Source organism: Hymenobacter qilianensis (genome assembly GCF_014489555.1).
GTDB lineage: Bacteria > Bacteroidota > Bacteroidia > Cytophagales > Hymenobacteraceae > Hymenobacter > Hymenobacter qilianensis.
On record NZ_CP060784.1, the window covers coordinates 2,310,236 to 2,331,038 of the forward strand.

General features: G+C 54.4%; 16 protein-coding genes, 3 pseudogenes and 1 riboswitch. Of the genes and pseudogenes, 7 read left to right on the top strand and 12 right to left on the bottom strand.

The window, feature by feature from the left end; all coding sequences use genetic code 11:
• Positions 1-13: 13 nt before the first annotated feature.
• The 6 genes and pseudogenes from H9L05_RS24975 to H9L05_RS10805 all read right to left on the bottom strand — a co-directional run bounded on the left by H9L05_RS24975 (position 14) and on the right by H9L05_RS10805 (position 7,215).
• Positions 14-2,109: pseudogene (locus H9L05_RS24975) on the bottom strand (PP2C family protein-serine/threonine phosphatase).
• A gap of 375 nt (positions 2,110-2,484) precedes the next feature.
• Entirely contained in the window at positions 2,485-3,957 is a 1,473-nt protein-coding gene (guaB, locus tag H9L05_RS10795; RefSeq protein WP_187734134.1) for an IMP dehydrogenase, read from the bottom strand.
• A gap of 220 nt (positions 3,958-4,177) precedes the next feature.
• Positions 4,178-5,274 (bottom strand): annotated as a pseudogene (locus H9L05_RS26085) (ATP-dependent helicase C-terminal domain-containing protein).
• A 334-nt stretch (positions 5,275-5,608) separates the two neighbouring features.
• Positions 5,609-6,088 carry a helicase-related protein gene (locus H9L05_RS23555; protein ID WP_223284358.1) on the bottom strand — a complete coding sequence of 160 codons (480 nt, stop codon included), beginning with the start codon at positions 6,086-6,088 and terminating at the stop codon, positions 5,609-5,611.
• A 38-nt stretch (positions 6,089-6,126) separates the two neighbouring features.
• Positions 6,127-6,714 (bottom strand): DEAD/DEAH box helicase, encoded by a 588-nt coding sequence (locus H9L05_RS23560; RefSeq protein ID WP_223284359.1) that lies wholly within the window; start codon positions 6,712-6,714, stop codon positions 6,127-6,129.
• A gap of 96 nt (positions 6,715-6,810) precedes the next feature.
• Complete coding sequence (locus tag H9L05_RS10805; RefSeq protein WP_223284360.1) at positions 6,811-7,215, bottom strand: rhodanese-like domain-containing protein; 405 nt, start codon at positions 7,213-7,215, stop codon at positions 6,811-6,813.
• A 17-nt stretch (positions 7,216-7,232) separates the two neighbouring features.
• On the opposite strand from H9L05_RS10805, the gene pnuC reads away from it, so the two are divergent.
• The 3 genes from pnuC to H9L05_RS10820 are packed head-to-tail and all read left to right on the top strand — an operon-like array spanning position 7,233 to position 9,249.
• The gene (gene pnuC / locus H9L05_RS10810) at positions 7,233-7,847 is read left to right on the top strand and encodes a nicotinamide riboside transporter PnuC (RefSeq protein ID WP_223284361.1); all 615 of its coding nucleotides are present in this window, start codon (positions 7,233-7,235) and stop codon (positions 7,845-7,847) included.
• Positions 7,847-8,374 (top strand): AAA family ATPase, encoded by a 528-nt coding sequence (locus H9L05_RS10815; protein ID WP_187731019.1) that lies wholly within the window; start codon positions 7,847-7,849, stop codon positions 8,372-8,374. Before pnuC ends, H9L05_RS10815 begins: the two co-directional genes overlap by 1 nt.
• A complete protein-coding gene (locus H9L05_RS10820; protein WP_187731020.1) occupies positions 8,371-9,249 on the top strand; it encodes an aldose 1-epimerase family protein in 879 nt (292 codons plus the stop codon). The genes H9L05_RS10815 and H9L05_RS10820 overlap by 4 nt, the downstream gene beginning before the upstream one ends.
• 105 nt (positions 9,250-9,354) lie before the next feature.
• Here H9L05_RS10820 and H9L05_RS10825 read toward each other — a convergent pair whose 3' ends face one another.
• On the bottom strand, positions 9,355-9,585 hold the full coding sequence (locus H9L05_RS10825; RefSeq protein ID WP_223284362.1) for a hypothetical protein: 231 nt from the start codon (positions 9,583-9,585) through the stop codon (positions 9,355-9,357).
• 226 nt (positions 9,586-9,811) lie between these two features.
• A riboswitch (TPP riboswitch) is annotated at positions 9,812-9,930 on the top strand.
• Between the two features lie 59 nt (positions 9,931-9,989).
• Here H9L05_RS10825 and H9L05_RS10830 point away from each other — a divergent pair.
• Both H9L05_RS10830 and H9L05_RS10835 read left to right on the top strand, forming a co-directional pair.
• On the top strand, positions 9,990-10,583 hold the full coding sequence (locus tag H9L05_RS10830) for a TonB-dependent receptor plug domain-containing protein (protein ID WP_187731021.1): 594 nt from the start codon (positions 9,990-9,992) through the stop codon (positions 10,581-10,583).
• Positions 10,580-12,487, top strand: a complete 1,908-nt coding sequence (locus tag H9L05_RS10835) for a TonB-dependent receptor (protein WP_223284939.1) — start codon at positions 10,580-10,582, stop codon at positions 12,485-12,487. The genes H9L05_RS10830 and H9L05_RS10835 overlap by 4 nt, the downstream gene beginning before the upstream one ends.
• Positions 12,488-12,674: 187 nt before the next feature.
• On the opposite strand, the gene H9L05_RS10840 is transcribed toward H9L05_RS10835, so the two are convergent.
• From H9L05_RS10840 to H9L05_RS10855, 4 genes are all read right to left on the bottom strand, one after another.
• Complete coding sequence (locus H9L05_RS10840; RefSeq protein WP_187731023.1) at positions 12,675-13,382, bottom strand: hypothetical protein; 708 nt, start codon at positions 13,380-13,382, stop codon at positions 12,675-12,677.
• 342 nt (positions 13,383-13,724) lie between these two features.
• On the bottom strand, positions 13,725-15,464 hold the full coding sequence (locus tag H9L05_RS10845) for an APC family permease (protein WP_187731024.1): 1,740 nt from the start codon (positions 15,462-15,464) through the stop codon (positions 13,725-13,727).
• 280 nt (positions 15,465-15,744) lie between these two features.
• Positions 15,745-16,341: a potassium channel family protein gene (locus H9L05_RS10850; protein WP_223284363.1), complete on the bottom strand. Its 597-nt coding sequence runs from the start codon at positions 16,339-16,341 to the stop codon at positions 15,745-15,747.
• Between the two features lie 21 nt (positions 16,342-16,362).
• Positions 16,363-18,183 carry a TrkH family potassium uptake protein gene (locus tag H9L05_RS10855; RefSeq protein ID WP_187731025.1) on the bottom strand — a complete coding sequence of 607 codons (1,821 nt, stop codon included), beginning with the start codon at positions 18,181-18,183 and terminating at the stop codon, positions 16,363-16,365.
• 274 nt (positions 18,184-18,457) lie between these two features.
• Here H9L05_RS10855 and H9L05_RS10860 point away from each other — a divergent pair.
• Together H9L05_RS10860 and H9L05_RS10865 are read left to right on the top strand one after the other, a co-directional pair.
• Positions 18,458-19,692, top strand: a pseudogene (locus tag H9L05_RS10860) (acyl-CoA dehydrogenase family protein).
• A gap of 152 nt (positions 19,693-19,844) precedes the next feature.
• A complete protein-coding gene (locus tag H9L05_RS10865; RefSeq protein ID WP_187731026.1) occupies positions 19,845-20,180 on the top strand; it encodes an HIRAN domain-containing protein in 336 nt (111 codons plus the stop codon).
• A 56-nt stretch (positions 20,181-20,236) separates the two neighbouring features.
• Here the strand turns inward: H9L05_RS10865 and H9L05_RS10870 are convergent, their stop codons facing one another.
• A complete protein-coding gene (locus tag H9L05_RS10870) occupies positions 20,237-20,698 on the bottom strand; it encodes a DUF4268 domain-containing protein (RefSeq protein WP_187731027.1) in 462 nt (153 codons plus the stop codon).
• Positions 20,699-20,803: the final 105 nt, after the last annotated feature.

A 20,803-nucleotide genomic window follows, 5' to 3' on the forward strand; every position in this document is an offset into this window, starting at 1 on the left:
GGACCCATCTACGTCAGACGGTTGGTTCTGGTTGGGACGCCCGGAACTTGATAACAAGCAAGGTCTGGTCGTCGTGCATTGGTTGACCACGGCTGAATTCCGCCAAATCTTCCAGAATCATATTCTTAATTTCATCGGCCTCAAGGTAATACGTACGCTCCAGCATCTGTTGCAGTCGATCCTCGCCGTATTCCTCCTTATTTGCCCCCGCGCTTCCACAATGCCATCCGTGTAGATTACCATTACGTCGCCGGGGTTGTAATCGTAGAATTGGTTCTTAATATGTTTTTCGTAGGCGTCGTGGCGAATGATGCCCAAGCCTAAGCCCGTAGTACGGAAATACGATACTTCCTCCTTGATGGAATGGTAATACAGCGTGTGACAATGACCGGCCCGTGCAAAAACGAAGCCACGGTTCTCATAATCTATTATATATAGCGATGCTGTAATAAAAGACGACTTTTCGAGACAGTGAACCAGCGCTTTGTTGGCCATAGCCATGAACTTGCTGGGCACCGGAAACTTCTCGCGCTCATTGCGGGCCAATGGGTTTTCCTGCATCAGAGCATGGAAAATACCTTTCATTTGCGCCATATGAAAAGCCGCCGTAATGCCCTTCCCCGACACATCACCAATCAGAATGGCGAGGCGCTGACCCGGTAGGTGCAGGAAGTCGTAAAAATCGCCCCCCACTTCCTTGGCAGCCATCGCATGTGAACTGATTTCAAACCAGTTATCAATAGGGAGGTCTTTCGGAATCAAGCTTTCCTGTACGGTAGAAGCAATCTTGAGCTCCTCCTGAACACGCTCATTCTGAATAGAAGCTGCTACCAACTGAAGGTTCTCGATGCTAAGAATCGTCTGGCTGGTGAACGTTTGCAGAATGCCCAGATTCTCACGATCAAAGCCCTGAGGCTGGTTTTTCAGCATGTACAAAGCCCCATACTGACGCTTCGTGGAGCGCAAAGGCATAACGATAAGCGACCCAAAAGGCAGACCCAAGCTGCGAAAGCCGCTACTATTCGGCAGGTCATTATTGAGATACTCAATGTGCCCCAGGTTATAATCAGCCAGCAGCCCCCGAATGGCAGTACACTGCTCCTCCGTAATGTGGTAGCGCTGGCCTTTGTACGCTTCGTCGCTTACTTCTATATCCAGCCAGGCCGCGTCAGCTTCCACGGTTTGCACGGTAGCATCAAAGAGCATGCTGTATACGTCTTCCTCCGTTTGGCCACGCTGAATAAGCTGCGTGAGTCGCTGCAGACTTAAAATCTCTTCCCGCTTCTGCTCAAAGACACCCGCTGTGGGCAAATTAAAAAATGTAACAAACAGCCCCATCACGGCATAGAAAGCCGCGAAAAATACTGTAAGCAGTAAAAAAGCATGCTGAGGCTCTGGGGCTATCAGCTTAGGGTCGTACTGAATCCGTACGAAGTAGGCCACAAAAATGGTCATGCACAGTAGGATGGCCAGTTGCATGAACACCACCTCCCACTTCTGCCGTCGGTTCAGATAGGCCACCCATTTCTGGTTGCCGCTCAGATACACGCCAAAGATGGCTAACCCACCAATAACCAGTAGCATTAGGTAGGTAGGTAACTCCCAGCCTAAAAGGCGAAGTAGCAGCGTACCACCTAATAATATCTCAAAAAGCTCCCACTCGCGGCGCAGCCGGCCCGAAGATCTGAACAGTACCAATGACCGCCACGTGTAGGTGGTGCTGGCTAGGAAGAGAATAAACAGCCCTGAGTTGATGGTATAAATAACCGCGAAAAAGGTGCGGTCACTACTGGGCAGCTGATACTGTACGAAGCGCTCTAGTAGGTGTAAGGCTACGCAAATACTGGCCAGGATGCCTGGTCCGAGCACCAATCGGCGAAACAAGCCGACAAAATCGGTGCCTCGTAGTGGGTCGGGCTGGAAGCGGTAGTATATAAATACCCCGGCAGCAAAAACAGCTTGGGCAACCAGGGTCACCCAATCAGGTAAGGCAGATAGAGAAGCCGTTTCCGGCGGGCTAGCGCGAAGAAGCGTACTAACCAGCAGCACGACCCAGCTAAGCAGCGTAAGGGGTAATAGCGTGGCTGTTAGCCTCTGGCTAGAGGGCATAGAGAGCAATTAAATACAAATTACGCGTAATAAGAAACAACCGGAGCAAACTGAAAGATTGAGCAAGATAAAGCCTTATAAATTAAATAGACCTTGATGTATTTCGCTCATTCACGAGACACATTCAGGATAAGGCAGTTTCGAATTGGGGCCACCTAAAGTAATCTAAATCTGGATGAGTTGATTATAGTCTGTAGAGGGCACATTATGCAATCTTCATGTCTACGTACTTATGGCAGTTTTTCGAGTACAAATACAGGGCCTGAGTTAATTGCTGCACGCTTTCGACAAAACAAAAAAGTAAGCTGAGTAGCCATAAGAATGCCACCAGCTAATAGGCCAGTGGCATAGTATAATTCAATCCAAACGTATGTGTTAGCGGCTGCTGTAGTTAGGCGACTCACTAGTAATCTGTACGTCGTGGGGGTGGCTTTCACGTAAGCCCGCGCCTGTGATGCGCACCATACGGGCCTCTTGCAATACGGATATGGTAGCAGCCCCACAGTAGCCCATGCCGGCTCGCAAGCCACCTGCAAGTTGATACAGAACCTCGCTTACGCCGCCCTTAAATGGTACACGGCCTACGATGCCCTCCGGCACGAGTTTCTTTACATCATCCTCCGAAGACTGGAAATAACGATCCTTGGATCCATCTTCCATGGCCTCAACTGAGCCCATCCCCCGATAGGTTTTGAACTTACGACCCTCATAAATAGTGACCTCGCCAGGGGCTTCTTCAGTACCCGCCAGCATGGAGCCAATCATGACGGAGGAAGCGCCACCGGCAAGCGCTTTGACCGCGTCGCCCGAGAACTTGACGCCGCCATCTGCAATAATCGGAACCCCAGTGCCTTCAAGGCCGCGGGCCGCTTCCAATACGGCGGAAAGCTGAGGAACTCCAATACCCGCAATGATGCGGGTAGTGCAGATAGAGCCAGGCCCAACACCTACTTTCACAGCATCGGCGCCCGCGTCCGCTAGGGCTCGGGCACCTTCAGCGGTGGCTATGTTGCCGGCAATTACTTCCAGCTCGGGATACTGTTGCTTGATGCTGCGAACGGCATCCAGTACACCTTTTGAGTGACCATGTGCTGTGTCTACACTCACTACATCTACGCCGGCTTGCACCAGGGCCGCTACCCGGTCAAGCAAATCCGGGGTTACGCCCACGGCGGCACCTACGCGCAAGCGACCGTATACGTCCTTACACGCTCGTGGTGTGCGCCGACGCTTGCGAATGTCTTTGTACGTGATGAGGCCCGTGAGGCGGCCCTGCTCGTCCACAACCGGTAGTTTTTCAACTTTGAACTCCTGAAGTAGGTCCTCAGCCTGCGCCATGTCGGTGCCGGTGGCGGCGGTGATGAGGTTGTCGCGGGTCATTACCTCCGCCACCGAGCGCTCCATATCCTTTTCAAAGCGTAGGTCGCGGTTGGTCAGGATGCCCTTCAGGTGACGTTCTTCGTCTACGATGGGGATGCCGCCGATTTTGTGCTGGCGCATAAGCTGCTTGGCGTCGCCGAGGGTAGCGGTTTCAGACAGCGTAAACGGGTCCAGAATCATTCCGCTTTCCGAGCGCTTTACCCGGCGCACCTGCTCGGCCTGAGCCTTGATGCTCATGTTCTTATGAATGATTCCGATGCCGCCCTCCTGAGCCATCGTGATGGCCAGCTCGTATTCGGTTACAGTATCCATTGCTGCCGACACGAAGGGCAGGTTCAGCCGGATATTGCGGGTAAGCTGGGAACTGGTGTCGGCGTCGCGGGGCAATACCTCCGAATAGGCAGGTAGCAGCAGTACGTCGTCGTAGGTAAGGGCCTCGAAGGCAATTTTGGCAGATTGGTCAGCCATGGCAACAAGAAGATTAGGTGACTCTTATTGCCGGGTAAAGCTACGACTAAAAGTTGGGTTACGTCGCTGAGATTGAGAATCTTCTCATTATTAAATAGTAAACAGACCTGCCGGAATGGCTTCCTGCACGCAAGCTGCACGCGTATTTATCACCGCTATACAGGTGAAGAAATAAGAACGGGAAGGCTGAAATTTAATCTGTGCAAGCAGAGAAGAAGGTTTACTTCAAGCCATTTTGCCGGCGAGTGCCCCGCATAGGCTCCGCTTCCAATGGATCGTCCGGCCAGTAATGTTTCGGATAACGGCCCCGCATATCCTTACGCACCTCGAAGTAGCCTGCCGCCCAGAAAGAGCGCAGATCCCGGGTGACCTGCACGGGTCGGTGGCCGGGTGAAAGCAAGTGCATCGTAAGCGGAATTTGCCCCCAGCCACTCGCGGCGTATCCAAAAGCCCAAAAACCTCCTGTAAGCGCACCGCCAGCGCGGGCGCGGCGGAGTCAGCGTAGTTGATGCGAATGCGCGAGCCGGTAGGAACCACAACATGGGAAGGAGCCAAACGATCCAGCTCCTGACGCTGAGACCAGCCGCCGGGCAACCAGCTCAGCAGGGCTTCACTTAAATCCAGCCGGTTTACCTCAGCAATAGAGCGCACACCTGTAAGAAAAGGTCCGAGCCACTCTGATAAATGTAGTATGAGAGCCGCATCTGACATATCAGACCACTCAGCTGGATTTAAATGGTGCAGAAAAGCCAGCCGCTCACGCAGATGCTGCGCCTCATCAGTCCAGGGCAAGCGTGCAATTCCCTGGCGTCGCAGCCCATGCAGTAAAGCTTCTTCTACGGTGGCCGGATCAGGTTGGGAAAGCGGCTGATCAGAAAGCGTAAGCGCCCCCAAACGACGCAGGCGGCGGGCAGCCACTCGCTCGGCAGCCTCATCCCAGCGTACTTCTTCCGTGTTGGTTATGAGTTCCGGGAAATGCTGTTCGAGCTCGGCGCGGTCTAGAGGAGCGGCCAGGACAGCACGCGGCGCGTTAGCATTCCCATCTAGGTGAGCCACGGCAAAAAAAACGGCTTCCTGACTAAAATGCTCGGCAGGCAATAAGGCGCGCTGGCCCGTTACGAGCCGGACGCGCTCGGGCGTTTCGCGTTGGGCTAGACGGTCGGGGTAGGCAAGGGCTGCCAGCAGGCCGGCCGTATCAGGTTCAATAGTAGAATGGGGAACATCAGCCCGATTTTGGAGCACGGCCGCTGCCTCACGTACTCTGTGCAGGGCTCCGCTATCGGGCACCAGGCCGGGCAGGGGTGCCCGACCCGTCATCAGGGCTTCAAGACGCAGGCGCAAATCGGGTGGGGCGGGCGTGCTGTCGGCTGGTCGGAGCAGGTCGCGTTCCGTAAGTAAAGCGGCTAGTGCGCAGGCCGTGGAGCCATGTCCCGCTTCTTTGCCTCGGAGCACCAGATGACCCAAGCGAGGCACCAATCCCAAGCCAGCTAAAGCGCGGCCATGCGGCGTTGGAGGTCCGGGGGCAAAATAGCGCCCAGCCTGACCAGCAAGTCGCGGGCCTGCGCTAGCGCCGGAGCAGGCGGCGCATCAAGCCAGCGCAAAGCGGCCGGATCGTAGGTTCCCCACAGGGCCAGCTCGAGGGCAAGGCTGCTCAGGTCGGCGGTAAGTATTTCGGGGGCAAATGTGCCGGCCGGTCAGCATGCTCGGCTTCGGTCCAAAGACGCACACAGGTTCCTGGTCCTAAGCGGCCAGCCCGTCCGCGGCGTTGGTCGGCAGCGGCCTGACTCACGGGCACCGTTTGGAGGGTGCTTAAGCCCGTGCGCGGCTCGAAGTGCGGCACGCGTGCATACCCCCCATCAATTACCACTCGCACTCCTTCAATGGTCAGGCTGGTCTCGGCAATGCTGGTGGCCAGCACGATTTTGCGCCGCCCTGCCGGCGCAGGTCGAAGAGCCGCATCCTGCTGCTCAGCGGGCAACTCACCATGCAGCACATGCACATCAACCGTAGGCAACAGCGTGCCGGCCAGGCGCTCCGCCACGCGGCGCTGATCAGCCAGGCCAGGCAGAAACACCAGCACGTCGCCCAATTCATGTTGAGCCAGCGCCTCCCGAATAGCAGTCGGTACCAAGGCGGTCAGCCGCTCGGTGGGGCGGTTTCCGGCCGCCGCTACCCGACTGGGGGCAAATAATGCGTGCTGACCGGATGTTGCAGACCTGCGCTACGTACCACTGGCGCTTCCAACCAAGTGCCCAACCGCTCCGCTTCCAGCGTGGCACTCATGATAAGGATTCGCAGGTCGGGGCGCAAAACTGCTTGGGCATCTAGGGCCAGGGCCAAGCCCAAATCGGCTTGTACGCTCCGCTCATGAAACTCATCAAACAGCACGGCCGCTACGCCTTCCAGCGCCGGGTCATCTTGTAGCATGCGCGTCAGAATAACCTCCGTAGCTACTTCAATGCGGGTTTTGGCCGAAATCCGGCTTTCCAACCGCACCCGATAACCCACCGTTTGTCCTACTGGTTCACCCAGAAGCTGAGCCATGCGCGCGGCGGCCGCCCGCGCTGCTAGTCGCCGCGGTTCGAGCACAATGATGCGACCGGTAGGTGGCATCCAAGGCGCATTTAGCAAAGCCAGCGGAACCAATGTCGTTTTGCCCGCCCCAGGCGGCGCCTGCAATACGGCGCAGTTTGTTGAGCCAAGCGTAGCAAGTAGCTCGGGTAAGGCCGCGCGAATAGGCAGATCAGGCAGTTGCAAATGGATGGGCTGCTTAGTAAGAATGGGAAAGTGAATAACGGCAGGCGGTCCGCTCCCCTCCTTGGTAAGGCGGGAGTTGACCGGCTTTCACCGCATCTAATATATCGCCACTGTCGGGTCGACCTGTACGCTCCAAGCGTGAATGCCGCCGCGTAGGTTTAGCAGGTTATTCAGGCCATGACGATGCTGCAAATAACCCAGTGCCTGCGCCGAGCGCACCCCATGATGGCAGATCAGCACCACCGGCCGGTCGGTGGCCAGCTCTTCTACGTGCTGCGGAATATCGCCCAAAGGCAACAGCAAACTGCCTTCTATATGGCAGTATTCATACTCCTCCGGCTCGCGCACGTCCACGAGTTGCAGCAATTCGCCACGCTCCAGACGGCGTGCAGGTCTTGGGGAGTGAGGTCGGGGAGCATGACGTAGGGAAAGGGTTGGGCTGCCGGAAGACGGTTGGGGGGCAAAAATAAGGGAAGCCTTGCTACCTTCGGCCTTTCCCATGGTCTAAACAACAGTGCGTGGCCTTATCTGATTTGTGGTCTGGCTTGATGGCCAGCAGCCCCGTGGAGTTGGCTGGGGTGATAACGGGTATAGCTTGCGTATGGCTGGCCGCCCGCAATTCCATCTGGAACTTCCCCACCGCGCTGGTTAGCTGTGCCCTCTACGTTATCGTGTTTTGGGAAGCACGCCTGTACTCCGATATGGCCTTGCAGGGCGTATTCATTGCCCTGGCATTTTATGGCTGGTACCAATGGCTGTATGGGGGTCCGCAAGCCCAGGAGCTGCCCATAACGCGGGCCACCGCGCTCCAATGGACGTGGTTGAGTGCCGTAGCAGTGGCCTATGCCGTGGGAGTAGGCTACGCCTTGAGCGCGTACACCGATGCCGCCATTCCGTACTGGGATAGCTCTACCACGGCCATCAGCCTGGTAGCCCAAGTGCTGCTAACGCGCAAAAAGATCGAAAACTGGATACTCTGGCTGGTGGTCGATGTCGCTTATATTGGCCTGTACTGGCACCGGGAGCTTTATCTCACGGCGGGGCTGTATGCCGTGTACCTGGTGTTGGCTACCTATGGCTACCTGGAGTGGCGTCGGCTGCTGCGAGCCAACCTTCAGCCCCAAGCTGCCTGATGCTGCGCGTCGCTATTACCGGCCCCGAGTCAACGGGCAAATCCACGCTGAGCCGCCAGCTAGCCGAGCATTACGGCACCACCTGGGCCCCCGAATACGCCCGCCACTATCTGGAAGAGCATGGTTCGGGCTACACGCTGCACGATTTGGAGCAAATAGCCCGCGGCCAACTGGCGGCTGAAGCTACGGCCGCAGCCGCAGCGCACGAAGTCGTATTTTTTGATACTGATCTGTTGGTGATTAAAGTATGGGCCGAAGACGCGTTTGGACAGTGCCCAGCCTGGATTCAGCGCCACCTGGAGCAGCAGCGCTACGACTTGGTTTTGCTGCCCGGCATCGACTTGCCCTGGGAATTTGACCCCCTACGCGAGCACCCACACCGGCGTCATTATTTTTATGATTTATACCTGGCTGAGCTGCGGGCTTTGGGCGCTACCTATGTCGAAATAAGCGGGCCGGGTAGCCAACGGTTTGAGCAAGCGCGTAAGGCAGTAGATCTCCTGAAAAAACAAGCTCCCTCTACATGATTTTTTCTCTCGAAAACGACCAGTGCCGCGTAACCGTGAACTCTCACGGCGCCGAATTAAGCAGCTTTATTCGCAAAGATCTCAGCAACTTAGAGTACATATGGCAAGCCGACCCAGCCGTGTGGGTGCGCCATGCGCCCGTGCTCTTTCCCATCGTGGGCCGCTTGCCGCTGGATACGTACCTGCACGAAGGCAAGGAGTACAAGTTACCCCAGCACGGATTTGCCCGCGACCAGCAGTTTGCTTTGCTTAGCCAAACCGGCGAGGAGCTGATTTTCAGCCTAAAGGCAGATGAAAACACGCGCGCACTTTACCCCTTCGATTTTGAGCTGATCATTCGCTACCAGTTGCGGGGCAATAGGCTGATAGTAGGTTGGCAAGTGCATAACCGGGCTGCGGAGCAGGAATTGCTGTTTAGTATTGGGGCGCATCCGGCGTTCCGGTGCCCGTTGCTGCCCGACGAGCAGTTTGAGGACTATTATTTTGAGTTTGATCATGCCGTCAGCTTTGAGCGCCACCTGCTGGCCGGTGGTCTGCTCACGGGCCAGACCGAACCCGTGCTCAACGAACAAACCGAGCTGCCGCTGACCTACGAGCTGTTTGCCGACGATGCGCTGGTGTTGAAAAAGTTCGACTTCACTCACCTCACCTTACGGAGCCGTACATCCGAGCGTGCCGTGCGCCTGCGCTTCGATGGGTTTCCGTATTTAGGTCTCTGGACCAAAGGCCCCGGTGCGCCTTTCGTATGCGTAGAGCCCTGGCAGGGCGTGGCCAGCACGGCCGGCGGCCCGCAGGAGCTAGCCGATAAAGAAGGCATCCTGAATTTGCCCCCCAGCCAGACATTTACCACCGAATACAGCATTACAGTGGAATAACAGAACTGCTGGTCGGCTTACACGAAAAAGCCCCCATGGCCTGCTCCGGGTTGCTGCGTCAGCCACGATGACAGCAGGGGAGCGGGCCGCAGGGGCTTTTATTGCTTAGCTGCCGCTACGAGAGGAGCGGCGCAGTAGGACGACTCGGGGAAGTAGGCCGACGATTGTAGTCGGGTTCCCAGTCATTGATGGGGCGCGTGATGCCGGGGGCAAATCCAGGTCGGGTAGGCCGTCGTCGAGTGGCTCACCGCCCTCATCATCGTTATCGGTGGAGGGTGGCCGCTGGTAACGACGCCGGGGCACGACCATGAAATAGGCGAGAATGGCAAGAACCACGAGCGTATAAACAAGGCTGATCATGGTGGGTAATGACTGGGGTTCAACGCAGTAAGAAGACCATAGGCTCCGATGATAAACTAACGGGGCCAGGGGTGGAGTTGTTTTCGAACGCCACAATTTTCCTGGCCGGTTAGAGCCTTCCCTAAGTTACACAGTTTTTAACTGAAAGTAAAGGCCTTAGCTACATCGGTAGGAACTATAAATCACTGGTTGTAACTTTGCAACGAAGTTTAGGGTGCCCTACCAACTTAACCGGTCATTTTGCCGGCAGCGGGGCTGAGATCATACCCATTGAACCTGATCCGGGTAATGCCGGCGAAGGGAACAAACGGTCCGCGAACGTAAAAGCCGCTCCTCCGACCCCTGGAAGGCGGTTCGTTCCACTTTTCCATCTTTCACTTTTGAAAAAGTACGTATTGACCGGCGCGGCGCTTCTGGCGCTAGCCGGCGCGGCATGGGCACAAGGCCCCGTGTCTGGTAGGGTAGGGTCGTTTTTGCCGCTTAACGCAGAAGTCACGTCCTTACCAGGAGCCACTATCTATCTGGACGGCCAAGCAGTAGGGCAGACAGATGACACGGGAGGATTTATTCTGCCGGCCGTATCACCAGGTAGCCATAAGCTACGCATTACCTCCATTGGACATACGCCTTTGGAAACCAAAATCACTGGTCAAATCGCCCCGCAAACGCTGGACTTCACGTTGGAGGGAGAGTCAGTGGTTACCGGCGAAGCGCTGGTAACGGCTTCTCGGGCCAGCGACCGGACCGCCACCGCTTACTCCAACCTCAGCCGCGAAGACCTCGACAAGCGCAACTTCGCTCAGGATCTGCCTTACCTGCTCGACCAAACGCCTTCCGTCGTCGTGACCTCCGACGCCGGCGCGGGCGTGGGCTATACCGATATCCGGATTCGGGGCACGAGCAACACGGGCATTAACATGACCATTAACGGCGTGCCGCTGAACGATCCGGAGTCGCGGGGGCATTTTTGGTGAACCTGCCCGATCTGGCTTCGTCGGTGAGCAGCTTGCAGGTGCAACGCGGGGTGGGCACCAGCCAGAACGGGGGCGCAGCTTTTGGAGCCAGCATCAACATCTCGACGCTTGATGTACGCCGCGAAGCCTACGCCGAAACCCAGAACGCCTACGGTTCTTTTAACACTTGGAAAAACAACGTGCAGTTTGGCACCGGGCTGCTTGGGGGGCATTTTACCGTTGATGGCCGCCTTTCGCGCATTGCCACCGATGGCTACATGAACCGCGCCGAGTCAGATCTGAAGTCGTATTATCTGGCTGCTGGCTACCAAGCCAAGAATACGCTGGTGAAGTTTATCACCTTTTCGGGCCGCGAGAAAACCTATCAAGCCTGGAACGGCGTGCCCGAGCCCGCTCTGACCGGCAACCGCGACCTGCTGCAAACCTACGTGGACAACGGCGAGCTTTCGACCACTGATGCTGAGCGCGTGCTGCAAGAAGGTCGCCGCTACAGCTACTACACCTACGACAACCAGACCGACAATTACCAGCAAAACCACTACCAGCTCCACCTCTCGCAGGGCCTGGGTCAGGACTGGAACATTGGGGCGGCTTTGCACCTCACGCGCGGCTTTGGCTACTACGAAAGCTTCCGCGCCAACCGGCGGTTCTCGGCTTACGGCCTTCCCAACGTAGTGCTGGGCAACCAGACCATTTCCCGCACCGACCTCGTGGACCAAAAGTGGCTGGATAACTACTTCTACGGCGGCACTTTCGCCCTGAACTATCAGCCCAAAAATAACGACAAGTTTGAGGCAACGCTCGGCGGGGCCGTCAACCGCTTTGATAACGACCACTACGGCGAAATTATCTGGGCCCGCTACGCTTCTACCAGCAACATTCGTCAGCGCTACTATGCCAATGAGGCCGCCAAATCGGACTACAATACCTACGCTCGCGCCACCTGGCAGGTGCTGCCCCGGCTGGGTGTGTACGGCGACTTGCAGCTCCGCCACATTGATTATAGCATTGATGGAGTGGAGGACGACCAGAACGACGTCACTACCCGCGCCAACTACACATTTTTCAACCCCAAAGCTGGCGCTACTTTCTCCCTGGCCGAAGGGCAGCAACTCTACGCCAGCTTCGCTGTGGGCCAGCGCGAGCCCGTGCGTGCCGACTTCACCGACCGCCCCGCCGGCGACCAAAGCGCGAAACCCGAACGCCTCGAAGACTTTGAAGCCGGCTACCGCCTGAACCTATCGGACCTGAACCTGCTGACGCCGCGCACGGCGTTGCGCCTGGAGGCCAACTACTTCTACATGAACTACCGCAACCAGCTTGTTGCCACCGGCCAGCTGAATGATGTAGGCACCGCCCTGCGCACCAACGTAGCCCGCAGCTACCGCACCGGCCTGGAACTGACCGGCTTTGTGTCGGCCGACGATAAAATCAGTCTGAGTAGCACGCTCACGCTCAGCCGCAACCGCATTCTGGACTACCGCGACGTTTCTTACGACGAGGAGTTTAACCCCGTAGTTGCCGCCGAAGGCCGCACGACCACCATTTCCTATTCGCCGTCGGCCGTGTCGGCGCACACGCTGGAGGGGCAGCCGCTGAAAGGCATGCGCCTGGCGCTGCTCTACAAAACAGTGAGCCGCCAGTATCTCGACAACTCCGCCAGCGAAGCCCGCAGCATTCAGCCTTACCAAGTGCTCGATTTTCGGGTGCGCTACGCACTTGGCCCCACGTTTATGAAGGAAATAGAGCTGGCTTTGCTGGTCAACAACGTGTTCAATCGCGAGTACGCGGCCAACGGCTACACCTACGGCTACCTCGGCGCCAGCGGGCAGCAGGAAACTTTCAACTGGTATTACCCCCAAGCTACACGCAACTTCCTCGTTTCTGTGGGGCTGAAGCTGTAAGAGAAAATACGACCTGTTAATCGCAATGAAAAAGCCCCAGAGGTATTCTGGGGGCTTTTTATTCAATAAAAGTGGCGTGTTTAGAGCGTGTATGGAATTTTATAAAATCGCCGTTTCCATCATGCTGAGTTGGTCGAAGCAGGCGAGATGCTTCGACCAACTCAGCATGACAACTCCTAGATACGCTCTACGGTTTGCGCACGCGAACCAATTGATAACGTAGGCGGCCGCGGCTAAATAGGTCGGTTGTATCCGTTTCGCTTGGGGAAACACCTACCGTGTGATGTATGGTATACAACCGTAACGTGTCGCGGCCGAAGGAAGCACCAAACGAGCTTTGTCGTTTGGAATATGTGTCAAAAATTAATTCGTCTCCCGGATTTGGACCGGTGAAATCCATCTGAACAGTATACTGGCTGAAAGGCAAACCTTTCACTTTACCATCAGACAGAAAATATGCGTTAACGGGTTGGCCGAGAGAATCGGTGCCTTGATATTGACCTGTTATCAACAATTGATTGATTGCCCTCTCAACACCACCTTGTAGGTCGGTTTTGACACTGGATTTTAGCGCTCGGTAATAGGGTATCTTGTCAACTATTCGATTCGTTTTGGCATTACGCTGAATAAAAAACAAGGTAGTATCAGCAGCAGAAATCTCATAAGATAACTCAACAACTGTTTCCTTCTCATCTCCAAGTTGTGGTCTGAGTGATAAAGTTTTGTCGTTCTGACCGGGACGAAGAAGTAAAATCCTGCTTCCTCCTTCGTGCAAGCCGTAAGTAACACCAATCTCAACGCTGTCCACTCGAGATGAAAAGGACTCTATGTGGATAGATGAGGGCCCGGATGGAATATAATCAAAAGCTTCGGCTGGTGAGCGAGTTTGCTCCACCAACCTCCGATACTGGGAACTCAACCAATAGCCACTAATTATTGGGCTGATTGGTAGGGCAGCAGGCCTTACTGAATTTACTGTATAGTCTGTGGTTACGCTGGCAGTAGGAGGCTCCAGCGTAACAGTATCTGGTTGTTGCTGGCAAGCGAATACGCTAGTGACTAGCAGGAGTAGGAGGCTTTTCTTAAGTAGCATTGCCTAGGTGAATTGAATGCAGCTAACATTTAATTCACCTAGTAAGCAAATACCATAGCAATTGCTTACAATGTCTTTTATTCTACAGTACCGTTAGTTCTTGCTGCTTGACGTTGAAATTTGTCCAATTTGAAAATCTGCCACTCAAATAATCAGACGCACGCCGCCAAGCTCCGAGACGTGGTAAGGAAACTGGTCGCCGGGCGAGCCGATGAACATAAAGTTTTTAGGAATCTGCCACTCCTGCGAGAGCTTGTCAATCAGCTCCGGACCAAACTTGCCTTCCAAGGTTACAAAATCCACTTCAATCTGATCATAAGCCCGATCCAGCACATGAATATCGGTGAGCAAATCCTGCGGATACGTTTCGCCGGGCCTCAGCAGCGTCACGATTTTTAGCTTGGTGGTGAACTCATTTTCCACCACGTAAGCCATCACCTTGTTGAGGTTGGATACGTTGTCGCCCTTCGTGAAAAAGACGAATTCCTGCTGGTGCAGCTCCCGCAGCATCTGCCGCAGCTTGAGGCGCAGCAGGCGTGAAAAGCGCGGCGACTGTTCGGCAAACGAATTAGCGGCTGCCAATATCAGATTCAGGATGCCAATGCGGTTCAGCATCACATAAATCAGCACCATGGCCGGCAGGAAATATTGTAGGAACACAATCAGGTAGTCGGGGTGAATCTTGATGTTGCCGTACAAAGCCACCAGAATGCTGACGAGCGCCAGCGTGACGGTAAAAATACCCGCGTATACAGGCCGTGGCAGCTTGGGCCGCTTGCGCTTGAGCAGAAAGTTGCCCAGCGCGAAAAACGCCATCACCGACAAAAACGAAATGGTGTATACGCCCGACAGCGGCCCCAACTGTCCGTTGGTAATCAGCAGCACCGATACGCACAGCAGAAAGAAGGTGATGAGAATGATATAGTTGCTCTTGGCCTTGTTTTCCTTCAGGAAGAATTGGGGCAGAATACGGTCCAGGGTCATGCGCTTCATCAGGCCGCTTACCCCCACAAAAGATGTGAGCACGGCACCACTGAGTACGGCCACCGCATCCACCGAAATCAGTGTACCCAGCCAGGTGCCGCCAGTAGTATTGCCCAGGTGCGATAGAAGTGTTTCGGTATGCTCACCCACCTCGCCCATCGGTAGCGCAGCTACGGCCAGAAAGGCAATAGCCGGGTTGAAGAAGCTCACTACGAGCCACATATTGCGCAGGGTTTTGCCAAATACGCCCCGAGCCTGCTCTTCCACAAAGTTGGCGGAGCTTTCAAAGCCCGAAATGCCCAGCATAGCCGCGCTAAAGCCAAAAAACAACGCATTCGTGATACTGCCGCCTTTCAGCGGTAAGCTAAAATTGGCGGTGAGTATATCAGTGCCATGAGTTGTTAAGTACCAAATGGCACTACCTACCAGCAAGGTGAGCGAGATAAGATGCACCAGAAAAATGGCCACCGCCACTTTCGCCGACTCCGAGATGCCCAGAATGGTGAGCAACAGAAATAGCCCCAGCAGTCCCAGCGTAGCCCAAATAATAGGCAGGCTGTGCCACAGTGTATGTAAGTAGTGCATGGCTTCGCTGGCCGAAATAACCGCCGTAGCCATATAGGATAGAATAGTAAGACAGGCCGCCAAGGCCGCGTTGCGCTTACTGGTCGTGTTCAGGAGCACGTTATAGGCGCCGCCATTCAGCGGGAGGGCACCCACCACTTCGCCGTATATCTTCCGAAAAAGGAACAGCACGGCGCCCACCATGAGTAGCGCAATCCAGGCGTATTGCCCGGCGTAGGCAATGGCCAAAGCGGATACGTACAGGCACGAAGAGGAAATATCATTGCCGCAAATGGCAGTGGCTTCCAGTTCATTGAGCTTCTTCTCGTGACTCATAAAACAAGTAAAGGTAGGCTACTGAAACACCAAGGCTTGATTAAGCTACTTAACAAGGAATCACTGATGGAGGGCTTGTTGGCGTCGGTTGGGCTGAATGTAAAGATTGAAGCGGGAATCACTCTACGAGTAAAATGAATAAACGGACGGTGCGGTAAAAAAGCCCCCCACACGCCCATCTCAGAACTAGCGTGCGCCTATTGCAGTAGTTTCTTGATGTCTTCCATTCTGCCGAAAAGCACAAGCGTATCACCGGCTTCAAAAACGGTATCGGGGGTTACTACGCCAATAGCCACTGGCTTGCGCTGGGGCGGCCAAATAAGTTGGTGTCATCCTTCAATCGAATGATAGTCAGTACATTAATATTGTATTTCTGGCGAAAGTTGGTCTCCTGTATCGTTTTGCCCACGTAATGCGTGGGCACTGTCGCCTGAATGATATTGTAATCTTCGGTAAGCTCTAGGGAGTCCAGAATGCCCTTCACGTCGAGACTTTTAGCGAGGCGCTCGGCCGATTCCATTTCGGGCCGGATAATCTTGTCAACTCCAATGGCCTCCAGTACTGTTTGGTGCAGGGGTGAAATAGCCCGGCCAATAAGCCGTTTCACTCGGAGCTGCTTGAAGTTGGCCACGGCCATCACCGACGCCCCAAAATCTTCTCCTATGCCTACCAGCACTACATCGGTATCGTTGATGGGCAGTGTAGAAAGGGCTTGCTGATCTTTAGCGTCGAGGCAAACGGTATGCGTAATGCGGTCTTTGTATTGATTAACCTTGGCAATATCGTTATCAACGGAAATAACCTCGTGGCCCATTTCCGTAAGCCTAATTGATAGCGACGAGCCAAAGTAGCCCAATCCGACAATGATGAATTTCATGTGCGTTTGCTCAGCAGTATGTTAGGTAATAATAATGTTCTCGGAAGGGTAGCGGTAGTTCAGATTGTTGACCTTGCTCAATACACCAGCAATCAAAGTGAACGTACCTACGCGTCCTAAAAACATAGTAACAATGATGACTAGCTTGCTGCCAGTAGTCAGCTCAGGCGTCAGGTTTAGGCTCAGCCCAACGGTGCTATAGGCAGAGAAAGCTTCAAAAGCCACTTTTAAGAGGGGTATGGTGGGATTGAAATACGCAATAAGGAGCGTAGCCAGACCAATAACCAAAAACGACAGCATCATGACGGCAAAAGCCTGCTGCACAGATTTGCTCGGCACCTGACGACCAAACAGCTCCAACCGCTCCTTGCCACGTGCAATACTGGAAATGTTCAGGAAGGCTAGCGCGAAGGTAGTGGTCTTGATGCCGCCGCCCGTTGAACCCGGCGAGGCCCCCACCCACATGAGCAGCAGATAAATCAGCACCAGTGGCACGCTCAGCTGAGACATATCAACGGTATTGAAACCAGCGGTGCGGGGCGTAACACCCCCAAACAAGGCTGCTACGAATTTGCCAAAACCGCTGTGTTCGCTCAGGGTATTGTTGTACTCTATAACATAGAACAGAAAAGTGCCCCCCACAAGCAAGATGGCTGAAGTGAGCAGTACTAGCTTAGTATTCACGTTGATGATGCGCGGGATATACACGTAGCGCTCCCGATGATATACTTGCTGCCAGCGGTTTCTGATTCTTTTCTGGAGATAACTGTAGAGGTTAAAAATGATAGGAAAGCCGAGCCCGCCGATAACAATCAGCGCAATTACTACTAATTGCAGGCTATAGTTGAAGCGGAAATTGATGTCATATAAACCGGCTGACAGGGTCGAGAACCCGGCGTTGCAGAAGGCGGAGATGGAATGAAAGATGGCAAAGCCGATGCGGTCGTGTAGCTGCGGTATTTCTGCTGGCCCGATGGATGCATAAATGAAGCACGCACCCAGAAATTCCACCAGAAATGTAATCCAGACAATGTTGCCGATGGTGCGCATTGTGTTGCCAATGCTATCCTCATTGATAAGACCCTGCATAAAAAGCTGGTTCTGAAATGACGATGAGCTTTGGAAAAATAAAGTCAGAAAGCTGGTGAAAGTCATGATACCCAGCCCCCCGAGCTGAATCAGGACGATGATAACTACTTTGCCAAAGGTGGTAAAGTAAGTGGCCGTATCAACGGTAATCAGACCCGTGACGCACACGGCGCTGGCAGCAGTAAAAAGGGCATCGAGCGAGCTAATGCCATTTACAGTGGCTCGGGGCAGCAACAATAAACCAGTGCCCAGCAAAATCAACAGAATAAAGCTGGCTATAAACAAGAGGGCTGGGTTGTAGCGCAGCTGATAAAAAGTAAGAGAGCGGCGGGAGAGTTCGATCAGGAACACATACAACAGCACAATCAAAATCAGAAAATCCTCTTCTAGATATCGACCCAGCCGGGTGCCTGTCAGCACAAAGTGCTCGGGAAAGAAGGTCAAAAATGCCCCATACGCCGCAAGCGAAATTAAAATACACTCCACTATCACCCATCCCCTTGGTACGCCCGACCGGTTGAGTAGAATCAGGCGCAGACTTAGAACCAGTACAAGGCCGAGCGTATACACGCCATAGAAAGTGTTGAGCGTAGCATCGGCGGCGGCTGTATGAGCAAATCCTAGGTCATACAGAAATATGAGCAACCCACCCAGGCTCAGGTAAAATAGCACCGAATCAGCCTTGCCAATCAGCTTTGAGCGGTGCTTTTCTAGCTGGCCATCAAGGCGTTTGCTTATTTTAACACGGTACATCTTAGTTCAACTAAAGGCTTAAGCAAACTGCCGCCCTGCAAAGAGGCTAGTGTAGGTTATAGAGCGGTAAGCCCAGCTGCTCGGGCTTACAAGCTACTTCGCAATGGATATGCGCTACGTAGTTTGGTGACGGAAAGATGAGGAATGAATTCTAGATTAGCCTGAACTCGTTCAGCTATGGGCTGTTTGGAAAGTAGATGGTGTTCTGAATGGGAAGGCCGGCCCGTCTCGAAATTTTTATCTTTGAGCTTCCCACCCCATTTATACTTCTGTTATGTCATCTCAAGCCGACGTTCTCTCGCCCCAGTCCAAAGCACATACCGCCCAGAAAGGCAGCACCAACGCCGCTGGCTTCACCGATTATTTCGACCTCGACGGCCTACTCACTGAGGAGCACAAGCTTATTCGTCAGAGCATTCGCGACTTCGTGAAGCGTGAGATTTCGCCCAGCATCGAGAAGTGGGCACAGCAGGCGCATTTTCCATCCGAAATCGTGCGCAAGTTTGGCGAAGTAGGTGCTTTTGGCCCCACTATTCCGGCCGAGTACGGTGGCGGCGGCCTCGACTACATCAGCTATGGCCTGATTATGCAGGAAATTGAGCGCGGCGACTCCGGCATGCGCTCTACGGCCTCGGTGCAGGGCTCCTTGGTCATGTTCCCCATTTATCAGTACGGCTCGGAAGAGCAGCGCCGCAAGTTTCTGCCCAAGCTGGCCTCGGGCGAATGGCTGGGCTGCTTCGGCCTTACGGAGCCCGACCACGGCTCTAACCCCGGCGGCATGGTCACGAAGCTGGAGGACAAAGGCGACTACTATGTGTTGAATGGCGCCAAGCTCTGGATTTCGAACTCGCCTGAGTGCCAGGTAGCCGTAGTGTGGGCTAAAAACGAAGAAGGCCGCATCAAGGGCGTTATCGTAGAGCGCGGCATGGAAGGCTTCACCACCCCCGAAATTCACAACAAATGGAGCCTGCGTGCCAGCACCACCGGCGAGCTGGTGTTCGACAACGTGCGCATTCCTAAGGAAAACATTCTGCCCAACGTGGAAGGCCTAAAAGGCCCCCTGAGCTGCCTCGATTCAGCTCGCTTCGGTATTGCCTGGGGGCAATTGGCGCCGCCATCGACTGCTACGAATCGGCCCTGAAATACTCCCTGGAGCGCGAGCAGTTCGGTAAGCCGATTGCCGCTTTCCAGTTGCAGCAGCGCAAGCTGGCCGAAATGATTACCGAAATCACCAAAGCGCAGCTGATGGCTTGGCGCTTAGGTGTTTTGAAAAATGAAGGCAAAGCCACCAGCGCCCAAATCAGCATGGCCAAGCGCAACTCCGTGGATATGGCTCTGCACATTGCCCGCGAAGCCCGCCAGATTCACGGCGGCATGGGCATCACCGGCGAATACCCCATTATGCGCCACATGATGAACCTGGAATCGGTGATTACCTATGAGGGTACGCACGATATTCACCTGCTCATCACGGGCGCGGATATCACAGGTATTCAGGCGTTTAAATAATATCTAATTGTTTAAAAGAAGGGCCAGCTTATGTATATAAGCTGGCCTTTTTGCTTGGAGCGTTTTGCTAATATGGCTTGCCATTATTACTACGTTCTTCCGTAAACCTATATTCGCTCATCTTTTACTCCTTATTTTCCGTGTGTACCGCCATGGCCGCTGACTCCGCTTTGCCTTTAGTAATCCTCGAATGCCTGATTGCTGGCACCTCACATCGCGAGGGTCTGAAAGCCTACGAGCCGAACCTGCAACTGGGCCAAGAGCTAACGGTCACGCGTGAAGCCGACAGCGCCTATGATGACTGGGCCGTGCGTGTATATACCGCTGGCCCTGAGCCGATGTGGCTGGGCTACCTGCCGGAAGGGCGCAACGAAACCGTGGCGCGCCTGCTTGATGCTGGGTTTGAGTTAGGGGGCCGCCTTACGCACAAAGCCTGGGAAGACGACTGGCTATACCTGGAAATGGAAGTACTGCTTTTGAAAAAGTAAGTAGCTATAAACAAAAAAGCCCCCAGCGCGTGCTGGGGGCTTTTTTGTAGCCGTTGTTAGCGCAGTTCCTCAAAGGCATACTGGGCGTTGCTCCAAAACTCATCCAGGGCTATCAAACGAGGCTTGAAAAAGGAAATCAGCTGGGGCCAGTCGTCGCGACTGAACAGGTTGACGGGCTGCAGCTCCCGATAAATACGGCTTATGGACTGGCCGTTAGTGTCCTGCGCTGCAAGCTCCCAGGTCCAAGCTTCGCCCAGCGTTTCCTCCAGCATCGGTTTCAGTTGCTCAAACTGCTCGAAAAACAGCTGGCGGATTTCCGCGTCGGCGTGCGTAAGCTCTATGCCAATGCTGGCGCGGCGGTTGTCGGCGTGCAGGCGGAAATACAGGTTTTTGTAGCCGGATTTGTAGTTGATCCAGTTGGTCGGCGTGCCTTCGGCCGAGGGTACAGGGGCCATATATTGACCAAATGTGGTCCAGAAGGCTTGGCGTAATTGCGTAACTTCAGCTTTGCTATACATTGTTTACTTGTCACTGTGTGCGGGCTTATTCGCACGTGGTACGCAACAGGATTCGGCGCGGCCGCGCCCGCTGGTAGCAATTGAAAGGACAAAGTGCACCTTTGT